Annotated in this window: 13 protein-coding genes; 6 read left to right on the top strand and 7 right to left on the bottom strand. The window is 61.0% G+C overall.

Annotated features, from left to right (window positions below):
* Positions 1-356: 356 nt before the first annotated feature.
* From paaK to paaF, 6 genes are all read right to left on the bottom strand, one after another.
* The gene (gene paaK / locus PMI01S_RS27590; RefSeq protein ID WP_084323249.1) at positions 357-1,682 is read right to left on the bottom strand and encodes a phenylacetate--CoA ligase PaaK; all 1,326 of its coding nucleotides are present in this window, start codon (positions 1,680-1,682) and stop codon (positions 357-359) included.
* A gap of 99 nt (positions 1,683-1,781) precedes the next feature.
* The gene (gene pcaF, locus PMI01S_RS27585; protein WP_084323248.1) at positions 1,782-2,993 is read right to left on the bottom strand and encodes a 3-oxoadipyl-CoA thiolase; all 1,212 of its coding nucleotides are present in this window, start codon (positions 2,991-2,993) and stop codon (positions 1,782-1,784) included.
* Positions 2,986-3,435: a hydroxyphenylacetyl-CoA thioesterase PaaI gene (paaI, locus tag PMI01S_RS27580; RefSeq protein WP_084323247.1), complete on the bottom strand. Its 450-nt coding sequence runs from the start codon at positions 3,433-3,435 to the stop codon at positions 2,986-2,988. The genes pcaF and paaI overlap by 8 nt, the downstream gene beginning before the upstream one ends.
* Entirely contained in the window at positions 3,428-4,945 is a 1,518-nt protein-coding gene (gene paaH, locus PMI01S_RS27575; RefSeq protein ID WP_084323246.1) for a 3-hydroxyacyl-CoA dehydrogenase PaaH, read from the bottom strand. Before paaH ends, paaI begins: the two co-directional genes overlap by 8 nt.
* A 3-nt stretch (positions 4,946-4,948) precedes the next feature.
* Positions 4,949-5,740: a 2-(1,2-epoxy-1,2-dihydrophenyl)acetyl-CoA isomerase PaaG gene (paaG, locus tag PMI01S_RS27570; protein WP_084323245.1), complete on the bottom strand. Its 792-nt coding sequence runs from the start codon at positions 5,738-5,740 to the stop codon at positions 4,949-4,951.
* Between the two features lie 50 nt (positions 5,741-5,790).
* Positions 5,791-6,564 (bottom strand): 2,3-dehydroadipyl-CoA hydratase PaaF, encoded by a 774-nt coding sequence (gene paaF / locus PMI01S_RS27565; RefSeq protein WP_084323244.1) that lies wholly within the window; start codon positions 6,562-6,564, stop codon positions 5,791-5,793.
* A gap of 351 nt (positions 6,565-6,915) precedes the next feature.
* Between paaF and paaY the strand changes: the two genes are divergently transcribed.
* From paaY to feaR, 3 genes are all read left to right on the top strand, one after another.
* On the top strand, positions 6,916-7,512 hold the full coding sequence (gene paaY, locus PMI01S_RS27560; RefSeq protein WP_084323243.1) for a phenylacetic acid degradation protein PaaY: 597 nt from the start codon (positions 6,916-6,918) through the stop codon (positions 7,510-7,512).
* Between the two features lie 166 nt (positions 7,513-7,678).
* Positions 7,679-8,602 (top strand): phenylacetic acid degradation operon negative regulatory protein PaaX, encoded by a 924-nt coding sequence (gene paaX / locus PMI01S_RS27555; RefSeq protein WP_084323242.1) that lies wholly within the window; start codon positions 7,679-7,681, stop codon positions 8,600-8,602.
* Positions 8,603-8,688: 86 nt separating this feature from the next.
* Positions 8,689-9,603, top strand: a complete 915-nt coding sequence (feaR, locus tag PMI01S_RS27550) for a transcriptional regulator FeaR (protein WP_084323241.1) — start codon at positions 8,689-8,691, stop codon at positions 9,601-9,603.
* A 129-nt stretch (positions 9,604-9,732) separates the two neighbouring features.
* Here feaR and tynA read toward each other — a convergent pair whose 3' ends face one another.
* Positions 9,733-12,021, bottom strand: coding sequence for a primary-amine oxidase (gene tynA, locus PMI01S_RS27545; RefSeq protein WP_084323240.1), 2,289 nt, complete (start codon positions 12,019-12,021; stop codon positions 9,733-9,735).
* Between the two features lie 201 nt (positions 12,022-12,222).
* On the opposite strand from tynA, the gene PMI01S_RS27540 reads away from it, so the two are divergent.
* From PMI01S_RS27540 to PMI01S_RS27530, 3 genes are all read left to right on the top strand, one after another.
* A complete protein-coding gene (locus PMI01S_RS27540; RefSeq protein ID WP_084323239.1) occupies positions 12,223-12,723 on the top strand; it encodes a sigma-70 family RNA polymerase sigma factor in 501 nt (166 codons plus the stop codon).
* 148 nt (positions 12,724-12,871) lie between these two features.
* Positions 12,872-13,855 carry a FecR family protein gene (locus PMI01S_RS27535; RefSeq protein WP_084323238.1) on the top strand — a complete coding sequence of 328 codons (984 nt, stop codon included), beginning with the start codon at positions 12,872-12,874 and terminating at the stop codon, positions 13,853-13,855.
* Between the two features lie 97 nt (positions 13,856-13,952).
* Positions 13,953-16,376, top strand: a complete 2,424-nt coding sequence (locus PMI01S_RS27530; protein ID WP_084323237.1) for a TonB-dependent siderophore receptor — start codon at positions 13,953-13,955, stop codon at positions 16,374-16,376.
* The last annotated feature ends 189 nt before the right edge of the window (positions 16,377-16,565 follow it).

Genomic DNA, 16,565 nt, shown 5'->3' with positions numbered 1-16,565 from the left:
CAGCGTTCTCGCGTCAATTCCTGACGGTTGCCAAGCGTTCCATTGACCGTGCGCTCTCACGCGATTCCATGACGGTGATGTTCTGACGACTTCGCTGTAGTCAGGTGCGCCCCCCCCCCGGTATTTGATTATTACGCCGATCTGTAGGAGCCGGCTTGCTGGCGATAGCGGTGAGTCAGGCGATGAATACTCCGGCTGACCTGCCGCTATCGCCAGCAAGCCGGCTCCTACAGGGGGGAATGCGCAAGGGGCCGGGATTGGTGGGCCACCAACGTGCGGGGGGCGCGTGGGTTGAAAGTACGAGTAAAAACCCAAAAAAAAGCCCCGCAACTAGCGGGGCTGAAAGGGTGCAGCAGTCATGCTTTCGGACGTTTATCCACCACGTGGCACGCCTTGCCTTCAGAGCGCTTGATCGAATGCATCGGCTGCAAGACGATCCGCGAACTGATCCCGATGTACGTCTTGATGTGCTTGCTCAACTCGCCACAAACAGCCTTCTGCTGCTCATCGCTCAAGTGCTGGTGTTCAGCCTTCAACTCGACATGCACATCCACGCTGTCCAGGTTCCCATTGCGATACAGATGAATCTCATAACACTCTGAAAGCTGTTTTATTTTCAGCACCTGCTCCTCGATCTGCGTCGGAAACACGTTCACCCCGCGAATGATCAGCATGTCATCGCTACGCCCGGTGATCTTGTCGATGCGCCGCATCGGCCGCGCAGTCCCCGGCAGCAAGCGCGTCAGATCGCGAGTGCGGTAGCGGATCATCGGCAAGGCTTCTTTGCTCAGCGACGTGAACACCAACTCGCCCATTTGACCATCCGGCAGCACTTCGCCGGTCACCGGGTCGATGATTTCCGGGTAGAAGTGGTCTTCCCAGATCGTCGGCCCGTCCTTGGTTTCCGCGCACTCCATGGCGACACCCGGCCCCATGATTTCCGAGAGGCCGTAGATGTCCAGCGCGGTAATGCCCAGACGGTTTTCGATGGCGCTGCGCAGTTCGCCGGTCCAGGGTTCCGCGCCGAAGATGCCCAGGCGCAGGGCCAGTTTGTGCGGGTCGATGCCCTGGCGCTCGATTTCATCGGCGATGTTGAGCATGTAGGACGGCGTGACCATGATGATGTCCGGCTGGAAATCCTTGATCAGCTGCACTTGCTTTTCTGTCTGGCCACCGGACATCGGAATCACCGTGCAACCCAGGCGTTCGGCACCGTAATGCGCGCCGAGGCCGCCGGTGAACAGGCCGTAGCCATAGGAAATATGCACTTTGTCGCCCCGTCGGCCACCGGCTGCCCGGATCGATCGGGCGACCACGTTGGCCCAGGTGTCGATGTCGTTCTGGGTATAACCGACGACGGTCGGTTTGCCCGTGGTGCCGCTGGACGCGTGCAGGCGCACCACGTCGTGCATCGGCACGGCGAACATGCCGTAGGGGTAGTTGTCGCGCAGGTCGGATTTGGTGGTGAACGGAAACTTCGCCAGATCCTCCAGGCATTTGATGTCATCCGGGTGCACGCCCAGCGCATCGAAGCGCTGGCGATAGAGCGGCACATTGTTATAGGCGTGGTTGAGACTCCAGCGCAGGCGATCCAGCTGGAGCTGACGGAGTTCGTCGATGCTGGCGGTTTCAATCGGGTCCAGCACAGGATCAAGCACGGCGTTGGCAATTGGCATGTTCATAACTTCACTCGAATTATTTTTGTGTTTCAGCCCTTTTGCGCAAGGGCTTTGAGTGCATGCCCCAAGGATACCTCTCGGCTCCCCGGGAATCGCGATTCTTTAGTCGGACAGACGCTCGATGATCAGCGCAATGCCCTGGCCGACGCCGATGCACATGGTGCACAAGGCGTAGCGAGCCTGACGTTCTTCCAGTTCATGCAGGGCGGTGGTCACCAGTCGCGCGCCGCTCATGCCCAACGGATGACCGAGGGCTATCGCGCCGCCGTTCGGGTTGACCCGCGGATCGGTGTCGCTCAGGCCGAGTTCACGCAACACCGCCAGACCTTGCGCGGCGAAGGCTTCGTTGAGTTCGATCACGTCCATGTCGGCGAGGCTCAGGTTGGCCAGTTCCAGCACCTTGCGGGTGGCCGGCACCGGGCCAATGCCCATGATTCGCGGTTCGACGCCGGCAGTGGCCATGGCGACGACCCTGCCGCGTGCTTTCAAACCATGGCGTTTGGCGATTTCCGGGCTGGCCAGCAACAGCGCGCAAGCCCCGTCATTGACCCCGGACGCGTTGCCGGCCGTGACACTGCCACCTTCGCGAAACGGCGTGCCGAGCTTCTGCAATTGCTCAAGCGTGGTGTCACCGCGTGGGTGTTCGTCGTGCTCGACGACTTTGGCCGGGCCTTTGCGCTGGGGGATTTCGACCGCGACGATTTCTTTGGCCAGACGCCCGCTGGCCTGGGCTGCGCTGGCACGCTGCTGGCTGCGCAGGGCGAAGGCGTCCTGGTCGGCGCGGGAGATGTTGAACTGCTCGGCGACGTTCTCGGCGGTTTCCGGCATCGAGTCGATACCGAAAGCTTTCTTCATCAGCGGATTGACGAAGCGCCAGCCGATGGTGGTGTCGTAGAGCTGTGCATCCCGGGAGAACGCCTGTTCGGCCTTGCCCATCACCAGAGGGGCACGGGACATCGATTCGACGCCGCCGACCAGCATCAGCCCGGCCTCGCCGCAACGAATCGCCCGCGCCGCCGTGCCGATCGCATCCAGCCCGGAACCGCACAAACGGTTGAGCGTGGTACCGGGTACGCTGACCGGCAGTCCGGCCAATAGCGCCGACATGCGCGCGACGTTGCGGTTGTCTTCGCCGGCCTGGTTGGCGCAGCCGTAGATCACATCGTCGACCGCGTTCCAGTCGACCTGCGGGTGGCGGCGCAGCAGTTCGCGCAACGGCACTGCGCCGAGGTCGTCGGCGCGCACACCGCTCAAGGCGCCGGCGTAGCGACCGATGGGGGTCCGCACCGCGTCGATGATCAGGGCATCATTCATTCGGGTTCTCCTGCGCGAGCACTGCGCCGCGCACTTTGTAGGATTTGCCATGGAACAGCGCGATCAGCTGGCCCAGTTGGTTTTCAATGCGCACGTCGTAATTGCCGGTGCGACCGGAGCGGCTTTGCTCGGTGCAATCGGCGGTCAAGGTGTCGCCCAGGCGTGCCGGGGCGATGTAATCGATGCTGCAACCGATGGCCACCGTGGCTTCGTTGTAGCTGTTGCAGGCAAAGGCAAACGCCGAGTCGGCGAGGGCGAACAGATAACCGCCGTGGCAGGTGCCGTGGCCTTGAATCATGTCGGCGCGCACGCTCATGCCGACGCGGGCGCAGCCCGGTGCGGTCGAGAGCAGGCGCATGCCCATCGCCTGGCTGGCGGTATCGCGCTTGAACAGCGTTTGCGCGCAGGTGCTGGCCAGGTTCATCGCTTCATGGTTAGTCATGGAAGGTCCTCCCTTCGGCAACGCGGCGGCGCAACAGCAGCGACGGTCGATAGCGTTGTTCGCCGTAGCTCGTTTGCAGGTTTTCCAGCACCTTGAGGATGTGCGACAGGCCGATGGCATCGGCCCAGGCCAGCGGGCCTTGCGGGTAGTTGACCCCGGCGCGCATCGCCAGATCGATATCGGCGGCCGAGGCCACGCCTTGCAGCACGGCATCGGCGGCTTCGTTGGCAAGCATCGCCGCGGTACGTAATACCGCGAGCGCGGGGCTGTCGCTGAGTTGACTGACGGTGAACCCCGCCCGTTGCAGCAACGCGACGCCCTGTTGGAGGGCAGACGCTTCGATGTCCGATGCGTAGCTGATGGCGATTCGGCTGGCCTTGCCGTAGTCGAATGCCAGGTCCAGCAGAATCAGATTGCGCAGGCCATCTTCCCTGGCGCGCTGACAGGCCATGCGTCCGTCACTCAGTGCCAGAACGGCATCGCCAACGCGCAACAAGCCTTGGCCGTCACGCTGAACAACGTCGACGTTGTGTTCGCGCAGGCGCGCAATCAACGTATTGGCGATGCCGAGATCGCCTTCTGCAACGCAGGTTTCAATGACGTGTTCGCTGCTGATAAAGGTTGGCTGTGGACGTTCGGCACCTTCTGCATAGCGATAGAAACCATGACCGGTTTTACGTCCCAGGCGTCCCGCGTCCACCAATTCCTTCTGAATCAACGACGGCAGGAAGCGCGTGTCGCCGTAGTAGGCGTCAAACACCGAACAGGTCACGGCATAGTTGACGTCATGGCCAATCAAGTCAGTCAGTTCGAAGGCGCCCATCGCAAAGCCACCGGCCTCGCGCATCAATGCATCCAGCGTCGCGCAATCGGCCGCGCCTTCCTGCAGCAGGCGCAGGCTTTCGGCGTAGAACGGGCGAGCGACGCGGTTGACGATGAAGCCTGGTGTCGAGCGGGTGTGTACCGGTTTCTTGCCCCAGGCCTTGGCGGTGTCGTAAAGACACTCGGCCAACGCCGGAGCGCTGGCCAGGCCCGAGACGATTTCCACCAGCGCCATTACCGGCGCCGGGTTGAAGAAGTGCAGGCCGAGCAAACGTTGCGGATGGTTCAGCTGCGCAGCGATGCTGGTGATCGACAGCGAAGAAGTGTTGCTGGCCAGGATGCAATGCTCACTGCAGATGCCTTCGAGTTCGCGGAAGAGGGCGCGTTTGACCTCAAGGTTCTCGACGATGGCTTCGATGATCAGCTCGCAATCGGCCAATGCTTCGATGGCTTCCACGGCGTGCAGACGCTGGATTGTCGCGGTCCGGTCTTCTGCCGACAGCTTGCCTTTCTCGACGCGTTTGCCCAGTTGCCGGTCAATGCCGTCGATGGCCTGGGCGGCAGCGCCCGGACGATTGTCGAGCAACATCACCGGATGACCGGCCTGCGCTGCAACCTGAGCGATGCCTGCGCCCATGGCCCCGGCGCCGATCACCGCGATGCGTGCGTGGGTGTTCAGTGCGGTCATGGCTCAGTGCCCCTTGAAGCTTGGGGTGCGTTTTTCCATGAACGCGCTGACGCCTTCACGGTAATCCTCGCTGCGCCCGGCCAGGCGTTGCAGGTCTTTTTCCAGCTCCAGCTGTTCGTCGAAGGTGTTGCTCAGGCTGGCGTTGAGGCTGCGCTTGATCAGAGCCAATCCATACGTCGGTTGCGTGGCCAGATGACGGGCAAGTGTCAGGGCTTCATGGCGCAGTTCGGCATCGTCGACCACGCGATAGATCAATCCCCATTGCTCGGCCTGCTCCGCCGTCAGGCGATTGCCCAGCAGGGCCAGTGCCTTGGCGCGGGCCATGCCGACCAGGCGCGGCAGGGTCCAGGTGCCGCCGGAATCGGGGATCAAACCGATCTTGCAGAAGGCTTGAATGAAACTCGCCGAACGTGCCGCCAGCACCAGGTCGCAGGCCAGCGGAATGTTCGCGCCAGCCCCGGCCGCCACGCCGTTGACCGCGCAGATCACCGGCAGCGGCAGGTCGCGCAGCTGGCGGATCAGCGGGTTGTAGAACTTCTCGATCGACTCGCCCAGATCCGGCACGGCGCTGCCCGGCGCGACATTGCGGTCGCTGAGGTCTTGCCCGGCGCAGAAGCCGCGACCTTCACCGGTCAGCAGCAAGACGCGCACGTCCGGGTTCTGCCGGACCTGTCTCAGCGCTTCTTTCACTTCGCCATGCATCTGCGCGTTGAAGCTGTTGAGCTGGTCCGGCCGATTGAGGCTGAGCAGGGCGACGCCGGCCTCGATGGAAAACAGGATGTGTTCGAAGTTCATGGTCTTGGCACTCTCTTGGAGGTCGTTCGAATTCGTTATCGATGGCCGGATTACTGCCCGGTGAAGGTCGGCGTGCGTTTTTCCTGAAAGGCCCGGATGCCTTCGTCCCGGTCGCGGGTGCCGGCCAGTACGGTGAAGGCGTGGCGCTCGAAACGCAGGCCGCTGGCGAGGTCGGTGTCCATCGCCTTGAGCAGCGCTTCCTTGGCCAGACGTACGGCCAGCGGCGCTTTTTCAGCAATGCTGCGGGCGATCTGCAGGGCGCGTTCGACGGTGAATTCCGGTTGCGTCACTTCACTGATCAGGCCGGCGCGTTGGGCCTGGCGGGCATCGATTGGCTCGCCGGTCAGGACCATCTGCATGGCCATGGATTTGCCCACGGCGCGCAGCAGACGTTGGGTGCCCCCGGCGCCGGGCATGATCCCGAGGTTGATTTCCGGCTGACCGAAGCGGGCGTCGAGACCGGCAATGATGATGTCGGCGTGCATGGCCAGTTCGCAGCCACCGCCGAGGGCGAAGCCGTTGACGGCGGCGATCAGCGGTTTGTTGAAGCGGGTGATGGTTTGCCACGAGGCCTGGCGCGGGTCGTCGAGGATGCCGACCAGATCGCGCTCGGCCATTTCCTTGATGTCGGCGCCGGCCGCAAAGGCTTTGCGGCTGCCGGTCAGGACCACGGCACGGGTGTCGGGATCGGCTTGGGCGGCGCTCAGTTCATCGGCCAGTTCACCGAGCAATTCGGTGGTCAGGGCATTCAGCGCTTGCGGGCGTTGCAGGGTAATCAGACGAACGCCCGGCTCGATGATCTCGACAGCAAGGGTTAGAGGCATGGCGGATGCCCTCACGGTGCACGCTCGGCTGTAATGCCGGCTCATTATTGGATCGGCGCGGTAGGCCGGTTTTGCCCGAGTATACCTGCAACGTGATACGCAAATGCAATAGTAAAGTTGATTTAATGTGTCTTGTTTGTGGCTGATTGATTTGTTGGTGAAGGTTACCACCCAGTTGAAAACTTGCTGAAAGTGCCTGTTTTGTTGGCTTTGTCCTTGGTTTTACAGCATGAGCAGGTGTCCCGCATGGCAGGTTTAATAAGTGATACGGTTTTTGTGCTTTGTGCTTGCAAAAGCGATGTGATACAAAATGAGCTTGTATCTGCATCGCTTTATGAAAGGGAACGTCCCATGACCTGCTACAGCCTCGATGGCTTGACCCCGGTGGTTGATCCCACTGCTTACGTTCATCCGTCTGCCGTCTTGATCGGTGACGTGATTGTCGGTCCCCAGTGCTACGTCGGTCCGCTGGCCAGCCTGCGCGGGGATTTTGGCCGGATCGTGCTGGAGGAGGGTGCCAATCTGCAGGACACCTGCGTGATGCACGGTTTCCCGGACAGCGACACCGTGGTCGAACGCAACGGTCACATCGGTCACGGCGCGGTGTTGCACGGGTGCCGGATTGGCGCCGACGCGCTCGTGGGGATGAATGCGGTGGTGATGGACAATGCGCGCATCGGTGCTCGCTCATTCGTCTCGGCGGCGGCCTTCGTCAAGGCCGGTTTCGAAGGCCCCGAGCAGTCGCTGATCATGGGGGCGCCGGCCAGCGTCAAGCGCAGCCTCAGCGACGAGGAAGTGTCGTGGAAGCAGGCGGGCACTCGCGAATATCAGCAATTGGCCAGGCGTTGCCTGGAGCAGATGCGCGTTTGCGAGCCGCTGACCGAACCGGAGCCCGACCGCCCGCGTATCAGCGACAGCGGCCTGCGACCGAAGGGCAACTCTCTATGAATACGCGATCCTCTGTAGGAGCCGGCTTGCTGGCGATGGCGGTGTATCAGAAACATCAATGTCGACTGACACTCAGTCATCGCCAGCAAGCCGGCTCCTACAGGGGGATGCGATTAACCGACGGACTTTCGGTATATTCCTTTTCTTTTTTCAGCTCGGTACGCCCATGTCGTCCCTGACACCTTTGAACCACCTGATTACCCGCTTCCAGGAACAGACGCCGATCCGCGCCAGCTCCTTGATCATCACGCTATACGGGGATGCCATCGAGCCCCACGGCGGCACTGTGTGGCTGGGCAGCCTGATTCAGTTGCTCGAGCCCATCGGCATCAATGAACGGCTGATCCGCACCTCGATTTTTCGCCTGACCAAGGAAGGCTGGCTGACCGCCGAAAAAGTCGGGCGTCGCAGCTACTACAGCCTGACCGGTGCCGGCCGCCGGCGCTTCGACAAGGCCTTCAAGCGCGTCTACAGCTCCACCGTTCCGGCATGGGACGGTTCGTGGTGCCTGGTGATGCTCACGCAACTGACCCAGGACAAGCGCAAACAAGTGCGCGAAGAACTGGAGTGGCAAGGTTTTGGTGCGATCTCGCCGGTTGTGCTGGCCTGTCCGCGCAGCGACCGGGCCGATGTCAACGCGACCTTGCTCGACCTTGGCGCCCAGGAAGACACCATCGTTTTCGAAACCACCGCGCAAGACGTACTGGCCTCCAAGGCCCTGCGACTACAGGTACGCGAGAGTTGGAACATCGAGGAGCTGGCGGCTCATTACAGCGAGTTCATCCAACTGTTCCGACCGCTCTGGCAAGCGCTTCGCGAGCAGGAGAACCTGCAACCGTCGGACTGCTTCCTGGCACGGGTCCTGCTTATTCACGAGTACCGCAAACTGCTGTTGCGCGACCCGCAATTGCCGGACGAATTGTTGCCCGGCGATTGGGAAGGACGCGCCGCCCGGCAGTTGTGCCGCAATATTTACCGGCTGATCTACGCCAAGGCCGAGGAATGGTTGAACAGTGCTCTGGAGACCGCCGATGGTCCGTTGCCCGATGTGGGCGAAAGCTTCTATCGGCGTTTTGGCGGGCTTAAATAACCCGTTGGTTTTCGAAGGAGAGTCACTGTTCAGGAGAACCCGTGGATTGGCGTAGATAATAAAAACAAGCCTGCGTGAGGCCCGACATGATTTCTTCAATTGCACAGCGCCGTGATAGCTTCGATCAGTGGATTCATCAGATCAACCAGATCTGTGGCGCCTTCAACGCGCAGCCCCTGGGTGACGAGTTTGCCGGGCAGATTCGCGAACACCAGGACGGTGCGCTGAAGCTCAGTTTTGTCGATGCCCGTCAGGCACGGCTTTACCGCACGCCTCAGGAAGTCGCGGCGGGCGAGGGTGGCAAATACTTTGCGGTGTTCCAGCTCGATGGCACCGCCGGTATGGCCCAGGGCGACAGCAAGGTGTTGCTGTCAGCCGGCGACATCACGCTGATCGATGCCTCGCGCCCCAGCGACTTTACCTACAGTGAAAACTCGCGGCAGTTGTCGTTGATTCTGCCGTCGCAACTGGTCGAGCAAACCCTGCGCTTCAGTCAGGTCAAGTGCGGTCACCGGATTGCGGCGACATCGCCCATCGCCATGCTGTCGCACCATCTGATTCTGGACGCCACGCACCAGCAATGCCTGAGCCGGGCAGAAAGTGAAGCGACGCTGGAGGCGATTGTCAGCCTGTTGCGTCCGGCCATCAGCCACAGCGAAGTGTGCACGGATGTGCAGGAGCGCCTCTTCCGCAAGACCCTGGGCTTTATTGATGAGCACATCCGCTCGGAAGATCTCTGCCCCGAATGGCTGGCACGAGAAGTGGGCATGTCGACGCGTGGGCTGTACCGGATGTTCGCCAAGAAAGGCCTGGTGGTGGCGCGGTACATCAAGAATCGTCGGCTGGATTTGTGCGCCGAGTCCCTGCGCCAATCGCGTACCGAGCAGAAGTTGTCGGTGTTGGGGTATTCGTGGGGGTTTTCCGATTCGAGCTACTTTTCCACGGCGTTCAAATCGCGGTTCGGCATTTCGCCCGGTGAATACCGCAAAAAGCACGCCTGACCATTCACTTGAAAACACAACCCCCCTGTAGGAGCCGGCTTGCTGGCGATCGCGGTGTGTCAGAAACATTAATCTCGACTGACACACCGTGATCGCCAGCAAGCCGGCTCCTACAGGGGGGGGGCCGTATTACTGCGGGGCGTTGAGATTCAACGTCGGCGTCTCGTCAAAGAAATTCCACGGCTTCAACAGCACATGCACCCACTCGGTCGGCATGATCGGCCATTCTTCCGCCCGGGCAATGTGCGTGGTGCCGGTGGTCAGCCAGACCACATCATCGGTGTTTTCGATGGACTGATTATCGTGGGTGAACTGCCCCAGCCCCGCGTCCTTGTCCGAGCGGTTCGGGTATTTGCCTTCCGGAAACTTTTCTTGCGGGTTATAGCGGGTCACCCACAGTTGTTTGTCCATGAAGCTCAACCGGTGATAGAGCCATTCGTCCTTGCCGAAGTTGGCGCCCTTGGCCACTGGGTGCGTGCCGCCAGCGTACGGAATCAGCTGATAGGAAACCGGGTTGCCGACTTTGTTTTCCTTGCTGAAGTTGGTCAGCAGGCGAACGGTCGAGGGGTCGAATTTCTGCGCGGCTTGCTGTTCGGTGCTGACGACCTTGTTTTCGGTCTGCATGGTGCTGGTGCGCGGTCCGCCACGGTCGTTCGGGGCAACCACCGGGTTCACTTCCACCAGCGAGTTCTGCTCACCGTCGACGTCCATGTCGAGTCGGAAGTTGTAGATGTGCTGGTGCGTGGTGCCGACGATGTTGTGGTCCAGCAGTGTGCCGTAGCGCGTGTCTTCCTTGGCCGTGGCTTCGTGCATGGTTTTCGATTTCACGCCCTTGACCGCTTCGATGCCGGTGGCACCGGCGTCGATGCCGATGGTGCCGTTCTGCTGGAAGACCCAGTCGAAAATGTAGTCGTAATTGCCGACGGTGCTGATCCAGCGCACCACCAGTTCACGCCGTTCGGTGCTGAGGTTGGGCTGTCCCATTTCCTGGTGTTTGTATTCCGGGCCGGCGTAACGCTCGAACACCGCCATGGCACGTGGAATCGAGGTCGGGGCGCCGGTGTAGTCGGCAATCGTGGCGTCCAGCAGCACGGCGTTTTGCGGCGCGTCCTTGCCGCGCGCAATCGGCGAGGTCAACGTGCCCATACCGTAATCGCCCGAGTCGAGATACGCCTTGAAGTACCAGCCGCCATCGGGATCGCCATACGGCACGATCATGCCGCCCAGCGAGCCTTCGTACATGATTTTGCGTTTCTTGCCCTTGTCGTCGTAGGTGACGGTGGACAGGATCGGGCCGACCCGGGAATCGAGGCGGACGTGGAAATCCCAGTTCTGCCAGTGAATGCTGTTGCCGGTGATGGTGTAGTTCTTGCCTTCCGGTTCGATGATCTCCAGCGGCTTGACCGACGTGCCCTTGCGCCCGCGCCCGTCGTACGGCGTTGATTTCATCGGCACCGGAATGACCGCGTCGTCCTCGATCTTGATCAGCTTCTTTTGCTCCAGGTCGACAATCGCCACCAGGCCCTCGATCGGGTGTGCCCAGTAGTTGCCGTCCCCGGTATTCAAATAGCTGACGATTTTCAGCAAGCGCTTGTCCTGCGCCAGGCCATCCTTGCCGTCGAAGTAACCGACCGTCAACGGCGTGGCCACGACCTTTTTCACATCGGTGATACCGCGCTTGGCCAGTGCCTGTGCGTAATCGGGGCTCGCTTCGATGGCCGATTGCACCGTCGCGAAGTCATCCAGCAGGACCATGCCGTGGGCACCTTCGATGGGGTTCCATGACTTGAGTGTCTTGCTGTCGAGATCCACCAGGCCCTCGATCACATGCTTGCCGTCGAGCACCACGATGTTGGCCTGACGCGGCTGGGAAACGTTCTGGCCGGTGTAGACGAAATTCCACACCTGATCCTTCGGTGGTTCGTTGACCGAGACTTCCGTGAAGCGGAAACCGGGCTTGTAGTGCTTCGATTGCTTGATGATCTCGACAGCGGTCTTGATCTCATCCGCGCTCAGCGGGTTGAGCGGGTTAGGGCGCGTCTCGACGACAAAGGTCTTGTCCAGACCGGACTGGAACACCTGATTGATGAAGTCCTTGGACATGAAGGCGGTCTTGCCCTTGAACACCACCGGCACGCTCAGTTCCATCCGTTTGCCGTTGAGCATGGCAACCTTGCTGCCCGGTTTGACCTTGAGGTAAACGCCGTCCTTGGCAATCACGAACAGGTCGGCGTAGTCGTCCCATTTCACCGTGGCGCCAAACGCCTCAAGGCCCGCTTGCAGCGGCACCATCTCGGCGCGGCCACCATGGGCCTGGGCGCTGCCCGCCCAGTAAGGCAGGCCGAGCGTGCCCAGGCTGATGGCCAGCGCGAGGCGGGCGAGGGGTTTTCTTTTCAGTGAGGCTAAGGAGATGAACATGTCTGGGTTCCTGGACGAAAGCCGATGACTGGCATTAGCACACTTTGCTACAGCCAGTGGCTGGCATCTTTTGAATGCCTGCCAGAATCCTTTGGCTGTGTGCCTAAATCAACTTTCCCGCTGATCTGCCTCGGATGGAATCCATTGCTTCCGGTTAATAAGAAGCATTATTATTCACGCCCGTCTTCACAGCACACTGCAATGACCCCCAAGTTGCCCCGCAGACACGGCTTTTTCGAGCATTACGAAGAGTTGGTTGGCACCTGGACCCGTCGCCTGAGAAATCGTCAGCAGGCTGAGGATCTGGCCCACGACACCTTCGTGCGGGTGCTTGAGTCCGATTCGGCGGCGGTGGCGCAACCCCGGGCGTATTTGCACCAGACCGCGCGCAACATCGCAGTGGATGGTTATCGGCGTGAGGATCGACGGGGCGCCATGGAGTCGGAGGCGATCGATCACAGTGTGTCGTCGTCCGGCGACCCGGAGCATTTCATGCAGGCGATCCAGTTGGCTGATTCCATCGAGCGGGCGCTGACCGAGTTGCCGGTCAATTGTCGCAAGGTGTTTGTCTGGCAGAAGATCGAAGGCCTGACCCAGGCCGAAATCGCCGAACGCCTGGGGCTGTCCAAGAACATGGTGGAAAAGTATATGATCCGCACCCTGCGGCATCTGCGCGACCGCCTCGACGGACTGCAATCATGATGTGCGCTGGCTTTCGTAGGAGCTGCCGTAGGCTGCGATCTTTTGGCGCCCTTGAAGTTGCCGAAAATCAAAAGATCGCAGCCTTCGCCAGCCTCTGCACGAAACAAAGGCGCCGCGCCTTCTCATCCCCAGCCAAACAGGAACTTCCATGATGGATACTCGTGATTGCGCGTGCGGGCAAACAACGGTTCGCGATGAGGCGGCGCGGTGGTTCGTGCGTTTGCAGGAACCGGCTATCGATGTCGAAGAACATCGACGCTTCGAGCTGTGGCTGAACGAGCACTCTCAGCATCGTGACGAATTTCAGTTGCTTCAGGGCTTGTGGTCGGCGGCGGATCTTGTGCCCGCCGCACGCCTGCAAGCCTTGTGTGAAACCCCGCCGACCCGCAGCCAACGCCGTCCGTTGTTGCGTTATGCGGTGGCGGCCAGTGTGGTGGCCGTGGCGCTTGGTTTGGGGTTGTTCAGCGGCTTGAATCAACCCGCGCCATACACTGCGGAGTTTTCGACGGCGCTGGGCGAACGTCGTCAGGTGGCGTTGCCGGACGGTTCGGTGATCGATCTGAACAGCCGCAGCCGCCTTCAGGCGCGCTATGAAAAAGGCCATCGAGACATTGAGCTGATGGAAGGCGAGGCGATGTTCAACGTCGCGCATGACAGCGATCGGCCATTCGTGGTCCAGGCGGGCAGCGGCAAGGTCACGGTCACCGGCACCCGCTTCGATGTGCGTCGCGGCGTCAGCGAAACCCGGGTCGTGGTGGAGCAGGGCACGGTCAAGGTCCAGGGGCGTAGTGCGCCCGACAACGAATTCATCAACCTCACCGCCGGCTTCGGTACACGTGTCGATGCCCAAGGCACCGTCGCGACGGCGTCTGCCGTCAACCCGGCGGAACTGACCGCCTGGCGTAGCGGCAAACTGGTCTTCAACAACGCCAGCCTTGCCGAAGTGGCCGAGGAAGTGTCGCGCTATCGGGAGAACCCCCTCACCGTTGGCAACGACAAGGTCGGCAATCTGTGCCTGACCAGCGTGTTCAAGTCCGACAACACCGATGCACTGCTCAAGGCCTTGCCGAACATCCTGCCGGTGGCCGTGCGCACCCTCGAGGATGGCAGTCAGGAAATAATTTCAAAATAGATTCAGGTTTTTTTCGAGTTGATCGTCTTCCTGTCCAACTGCAACTGGTTTGCATTAACAGGCGCACACTCTTGCGATCCACAGGACTACGTTCGACGTGAAAAAATCCATCGCTAAAAACAACAAACTCCCATGGTTGCCGCTGGCTCTTGCGCTGGCGGTCAACGTTGCGTTGCCTCAGGCCTTTGCTGCTGATGCCATTCACATCCCGGCGCAAGCCCTGGGTCAGGCCCTCAGTGAACTGGGCCAGCAAACCTCGCTTCAGGTGTTTTTCAGCCCTGAGCTGGTGGCCGGCAAGCAAGCCCCGGCGGTGGATGGCAATCTCTCACCGGAACAGGCCCTGCGCCAGTTGCTGCAAGGCAGCGGCCTTGAATATCAGATTGAAGAGGGTTCGGTAACCCTGACCCCGACGCCGACTTCCGCGGCCAACGGCCCGCTGGAACTGGGCGTGACCGATATCAAAGTGGTGGGCGACTGGCTCGGTGACGCCGATGCCGCCGTGGTGCAAAACCACCCCGGCGCGCGTACGGTGATTCGCCGCGAAGCCATGGTCGAGCAGGGTGCGATGAACGTCGGTGACGTGCTCAAGCGTGTGCCTGGTGTGCAAGTGCAGGAGGCTAACGGCACCGGCGGCAGTGACATTTCCCTGAACGTCGGCGTGCGCGGCCTGACGTCGCGCCTGTCGCCACGCTCCACCGTGCTGATCGATGGCGTGCCGGCAGCGTTCGCGCCGTACGGCCAGCCACAGTTGTCCATGGCGCCGATTTCCTCGGGCAACCTCGACAGCATCGACGTGGTTCGAGGCGCCGGCTCCGTGCGTTACGGGCCGCAAAACGTCGGCGGTGTGATCAACTTCGTGACCCGCGCCATCCCGGAAAAAGCCTCCGCTGAAATCGGCACCACCCTGGAAACCTCCCGGCACGGTGGCTGGAAACACATCGATACCGCGTTCGCTGGCGGCACCGCGGACAACGGCATCGGTGTGGCGCTGTTGTACTCGGGCGTGAACGGCAACGGTTACCGTGAGCGCAACAACGGCAACGACATCGACGACGTGATCCTCAAGACCCATTGGGCACCGACCGATGTCGACGATTTCAGTCTCAACCTGCATTACTACGACGCCAGCGCCGACATGCCTGGCGGCCTGACCCAGGCGCAATACGACGCCAATCCGTTTCAGTCCGACCGCAACAACGACAACTTCAGCGGACGCCGCAAGGACATTTCCTTCAAGTGGGCGCGGCAGATCGATGACCGCACCCAGGCCGAAGTGCTGACCTACTACTCCGACAGCTTCCGTGGGAGCAACATCGCCGCCCGCGATCAGAAGACCCTCGGCTCGTTCCCGCGCACTTACTACACCCTTGGCATTGAGCCACGCGTGTCCCATGTGTTCGACGTTGGCCCGACCACCCAGGAAGTCAGCGTCGGTTATCGTTACCTCAAGGAAGCCATGCACGAGGAGGCCAGCCGTCTGGCGCTGGTCAACAACGAGCCGGTCGCGACCAAGGCCTCGGACGGCCATGTCTATCAGGATCGCACCGGCGGCACTGAAGCCAACTCGGTGTACATCGATAACAAAATCGACGTCGGCAACTGGACCATCACGCCCGGCATCCGTTTCGAACACATCAGCACCGACTGGCACGATCGCCCCGTGCTCGATACCGCCGGCAAGCGCGTGCCGGAAAAGAACCGCAGCATCGAAAGCAACGAGCCGCTGCCGGCCTTGAGCGTGATGTATCACCTCTCCGATGCCTGGAAGCTGTTCGCCAACTACGAAACCTCGTTCGGCAGCCTGCAGTATTTCCAGCTCGGCCAGGGGGGCACAGGTGACAACACCGCCAATGGCCTGGAGCCGGAGAAGGCCAAGACCTACGAGGTCGGCACGCGCTATAACGATGACGTGTGGGGCGGCGAAGTGACGCTGTTCTACATCGACTTCGATAAAGAGTTGCAGTACATCAGCAACGACGCGGGCTGGACCAACCTTGGCGCAACCACGCACCAGGGCATCGAGGCTTCGGTCCACTACGACATGGCGGCACTCGACCCGCGGCTCGACGGCCTGACCGCCAATGCCGGGATCACCTACACGCGCGCTGTTTATGAAGGTGAGATTCCTGCTTTCAAGGGCCGCGACCTGCCGTTCTACTCGCGTCAGGTAGCGACCGCCGGCCTGCGTTACGACATCGATCGCTGGACTTACAACCTCGATGCGTTTGCCCAGTCCAAACAGCGCTCGCCGGGCGTTGCGGTGAATGCCAATGGCAGCTTCTCCAACAACTACATCACCGAAGGCACCGCCGACGGCCAGTACGGCGACATTCCGGGGTACGTCACCTGGAACGTGCGGGGCGGTTATGATTTTGGCGCGCAGCTGTCGAACCTGAAAGTCGGTGCCGGGGTGAAAAACATCTTCGACAAGCAGTACTTCACCCGTTCCAGCGATAACAACTCGGGCATGTACGTCGGCGCGCCACGCACGTTCTTTGTGCAGGCCAGCGTCGGGTTCTGATAAACCGAGTCGCCTTCATCGCGGGCAAGCCCGCTCTTACAGGGATCTCCAGTGAACAAAAGTCTGTTTGCGACAAAGATCTAATGTGGGAGCAGGCTTGCTCGCGAATGCAGTTTCATATCCAACATAAATGTGACTGACAGACCGCTTTCGTGAGCAAGCCCCACACTTGTTCAGCGTCGTACACAC

Source organism: Pseudomonas migulae NBRC 103157, assembly GCF_002091715.1.
GTDB lineage: Bacteria > Pseudomonadota > Gammaproteobacteria > Pseudomonadales > Pseudomonadaceae > Aquipseudomonas > Aquipseudomonas migulae_A.
This window is presented reverse-complemented; position numbering and strand designations above follow the sequence as displayed.

What these genes read in the sequence shown, in the direction of transcription:
- PMI01S_RS27540 (WP_084323239.1), top strand. Translation starts at nt 12,223, where the DNA reads ATGACCCCCAAGTTGCCCCGCAGACACGGCTTTTTCGAGCATTACGAA.
- tynA (WP_084323240.1), bottom strand. Translation starts at nt 12,021, where the DNA reads ATGTTCATCTCCTTAGCCTCACTGAAAAGAAAACCCCTCGCCCGCCTC.
- paaF (WP_084323244.1), bottom strand. Translation starts at nt 6,564, where the DNA reads ATGCCTCTAACCCTTGCTGTCGAGATCATCGAGCCGGGCGTTCGTCTG.
- feaR (WP_084323241.1), top strand. Translation starts at nt 8,689, where the DNA reads ATGATTTCTTCAATTGCACAGCGCCGTGATAGCTTCGATCAGTGGATT.
- paaK (WP_084323249.1), bottom strand. Translation starts at nt 1,682, where the DNA reads ATGAACATGCCAATTGCCAACGCCGTGCTTGATCCTGTGCTGGACCCG.
- pcaF (WP_084323248.1), bottom strand. Translation starts at nt 2,993, where the DNA reads ATGAATGATGCCCTGATCATCGACGCGGTGCGGACCCCCATCGGTCGC.
- paaG (WP_084323245.1), bottom strand. Translation starts at nt 5,740, where the DNA reads ATGAACTTCGAACACATCCTGTTTTCCATCGAGGCCGGCGTCGCCCTG.
- paaH (WP_084323246.1), bottom strand. Translation starts at nt 4,945, where the DNA reads ATGACCGCACTGAACACCCACGCACGCATCGCGGTGATCGGCGCCGGG.
- PMI01S_RS27535 (WP_084323238.1), top strand. Translation starts at nt 12,872, where the DNA reads ATGATGGATACTCGTGATTGCGCGTGCGGGCAAACAACGGTTCGCGAT.
- paaY (WP_084323243.1), top strand. Translation starts at nt 6,916, where the DNA reads ATGACCTGCTACAGCCTCGATGGCTTGACCCCGGTGGTTGATCCCACT.
- paaX (WP_084323242.1), top strand. Translation starts at nt 7,679, where the DNA reads ATGTCGTCCCTGACACCTTTGAACCACCTGATTACCCGCTTCCAGGAA.
- paaI (WP_084323247.1), bottom strand. Translation starts at nt 3,435, where the DNA reads ATGACTAACCATGAAGCGATGAACCTGGCCAGCACCTGCGCGCAAACG.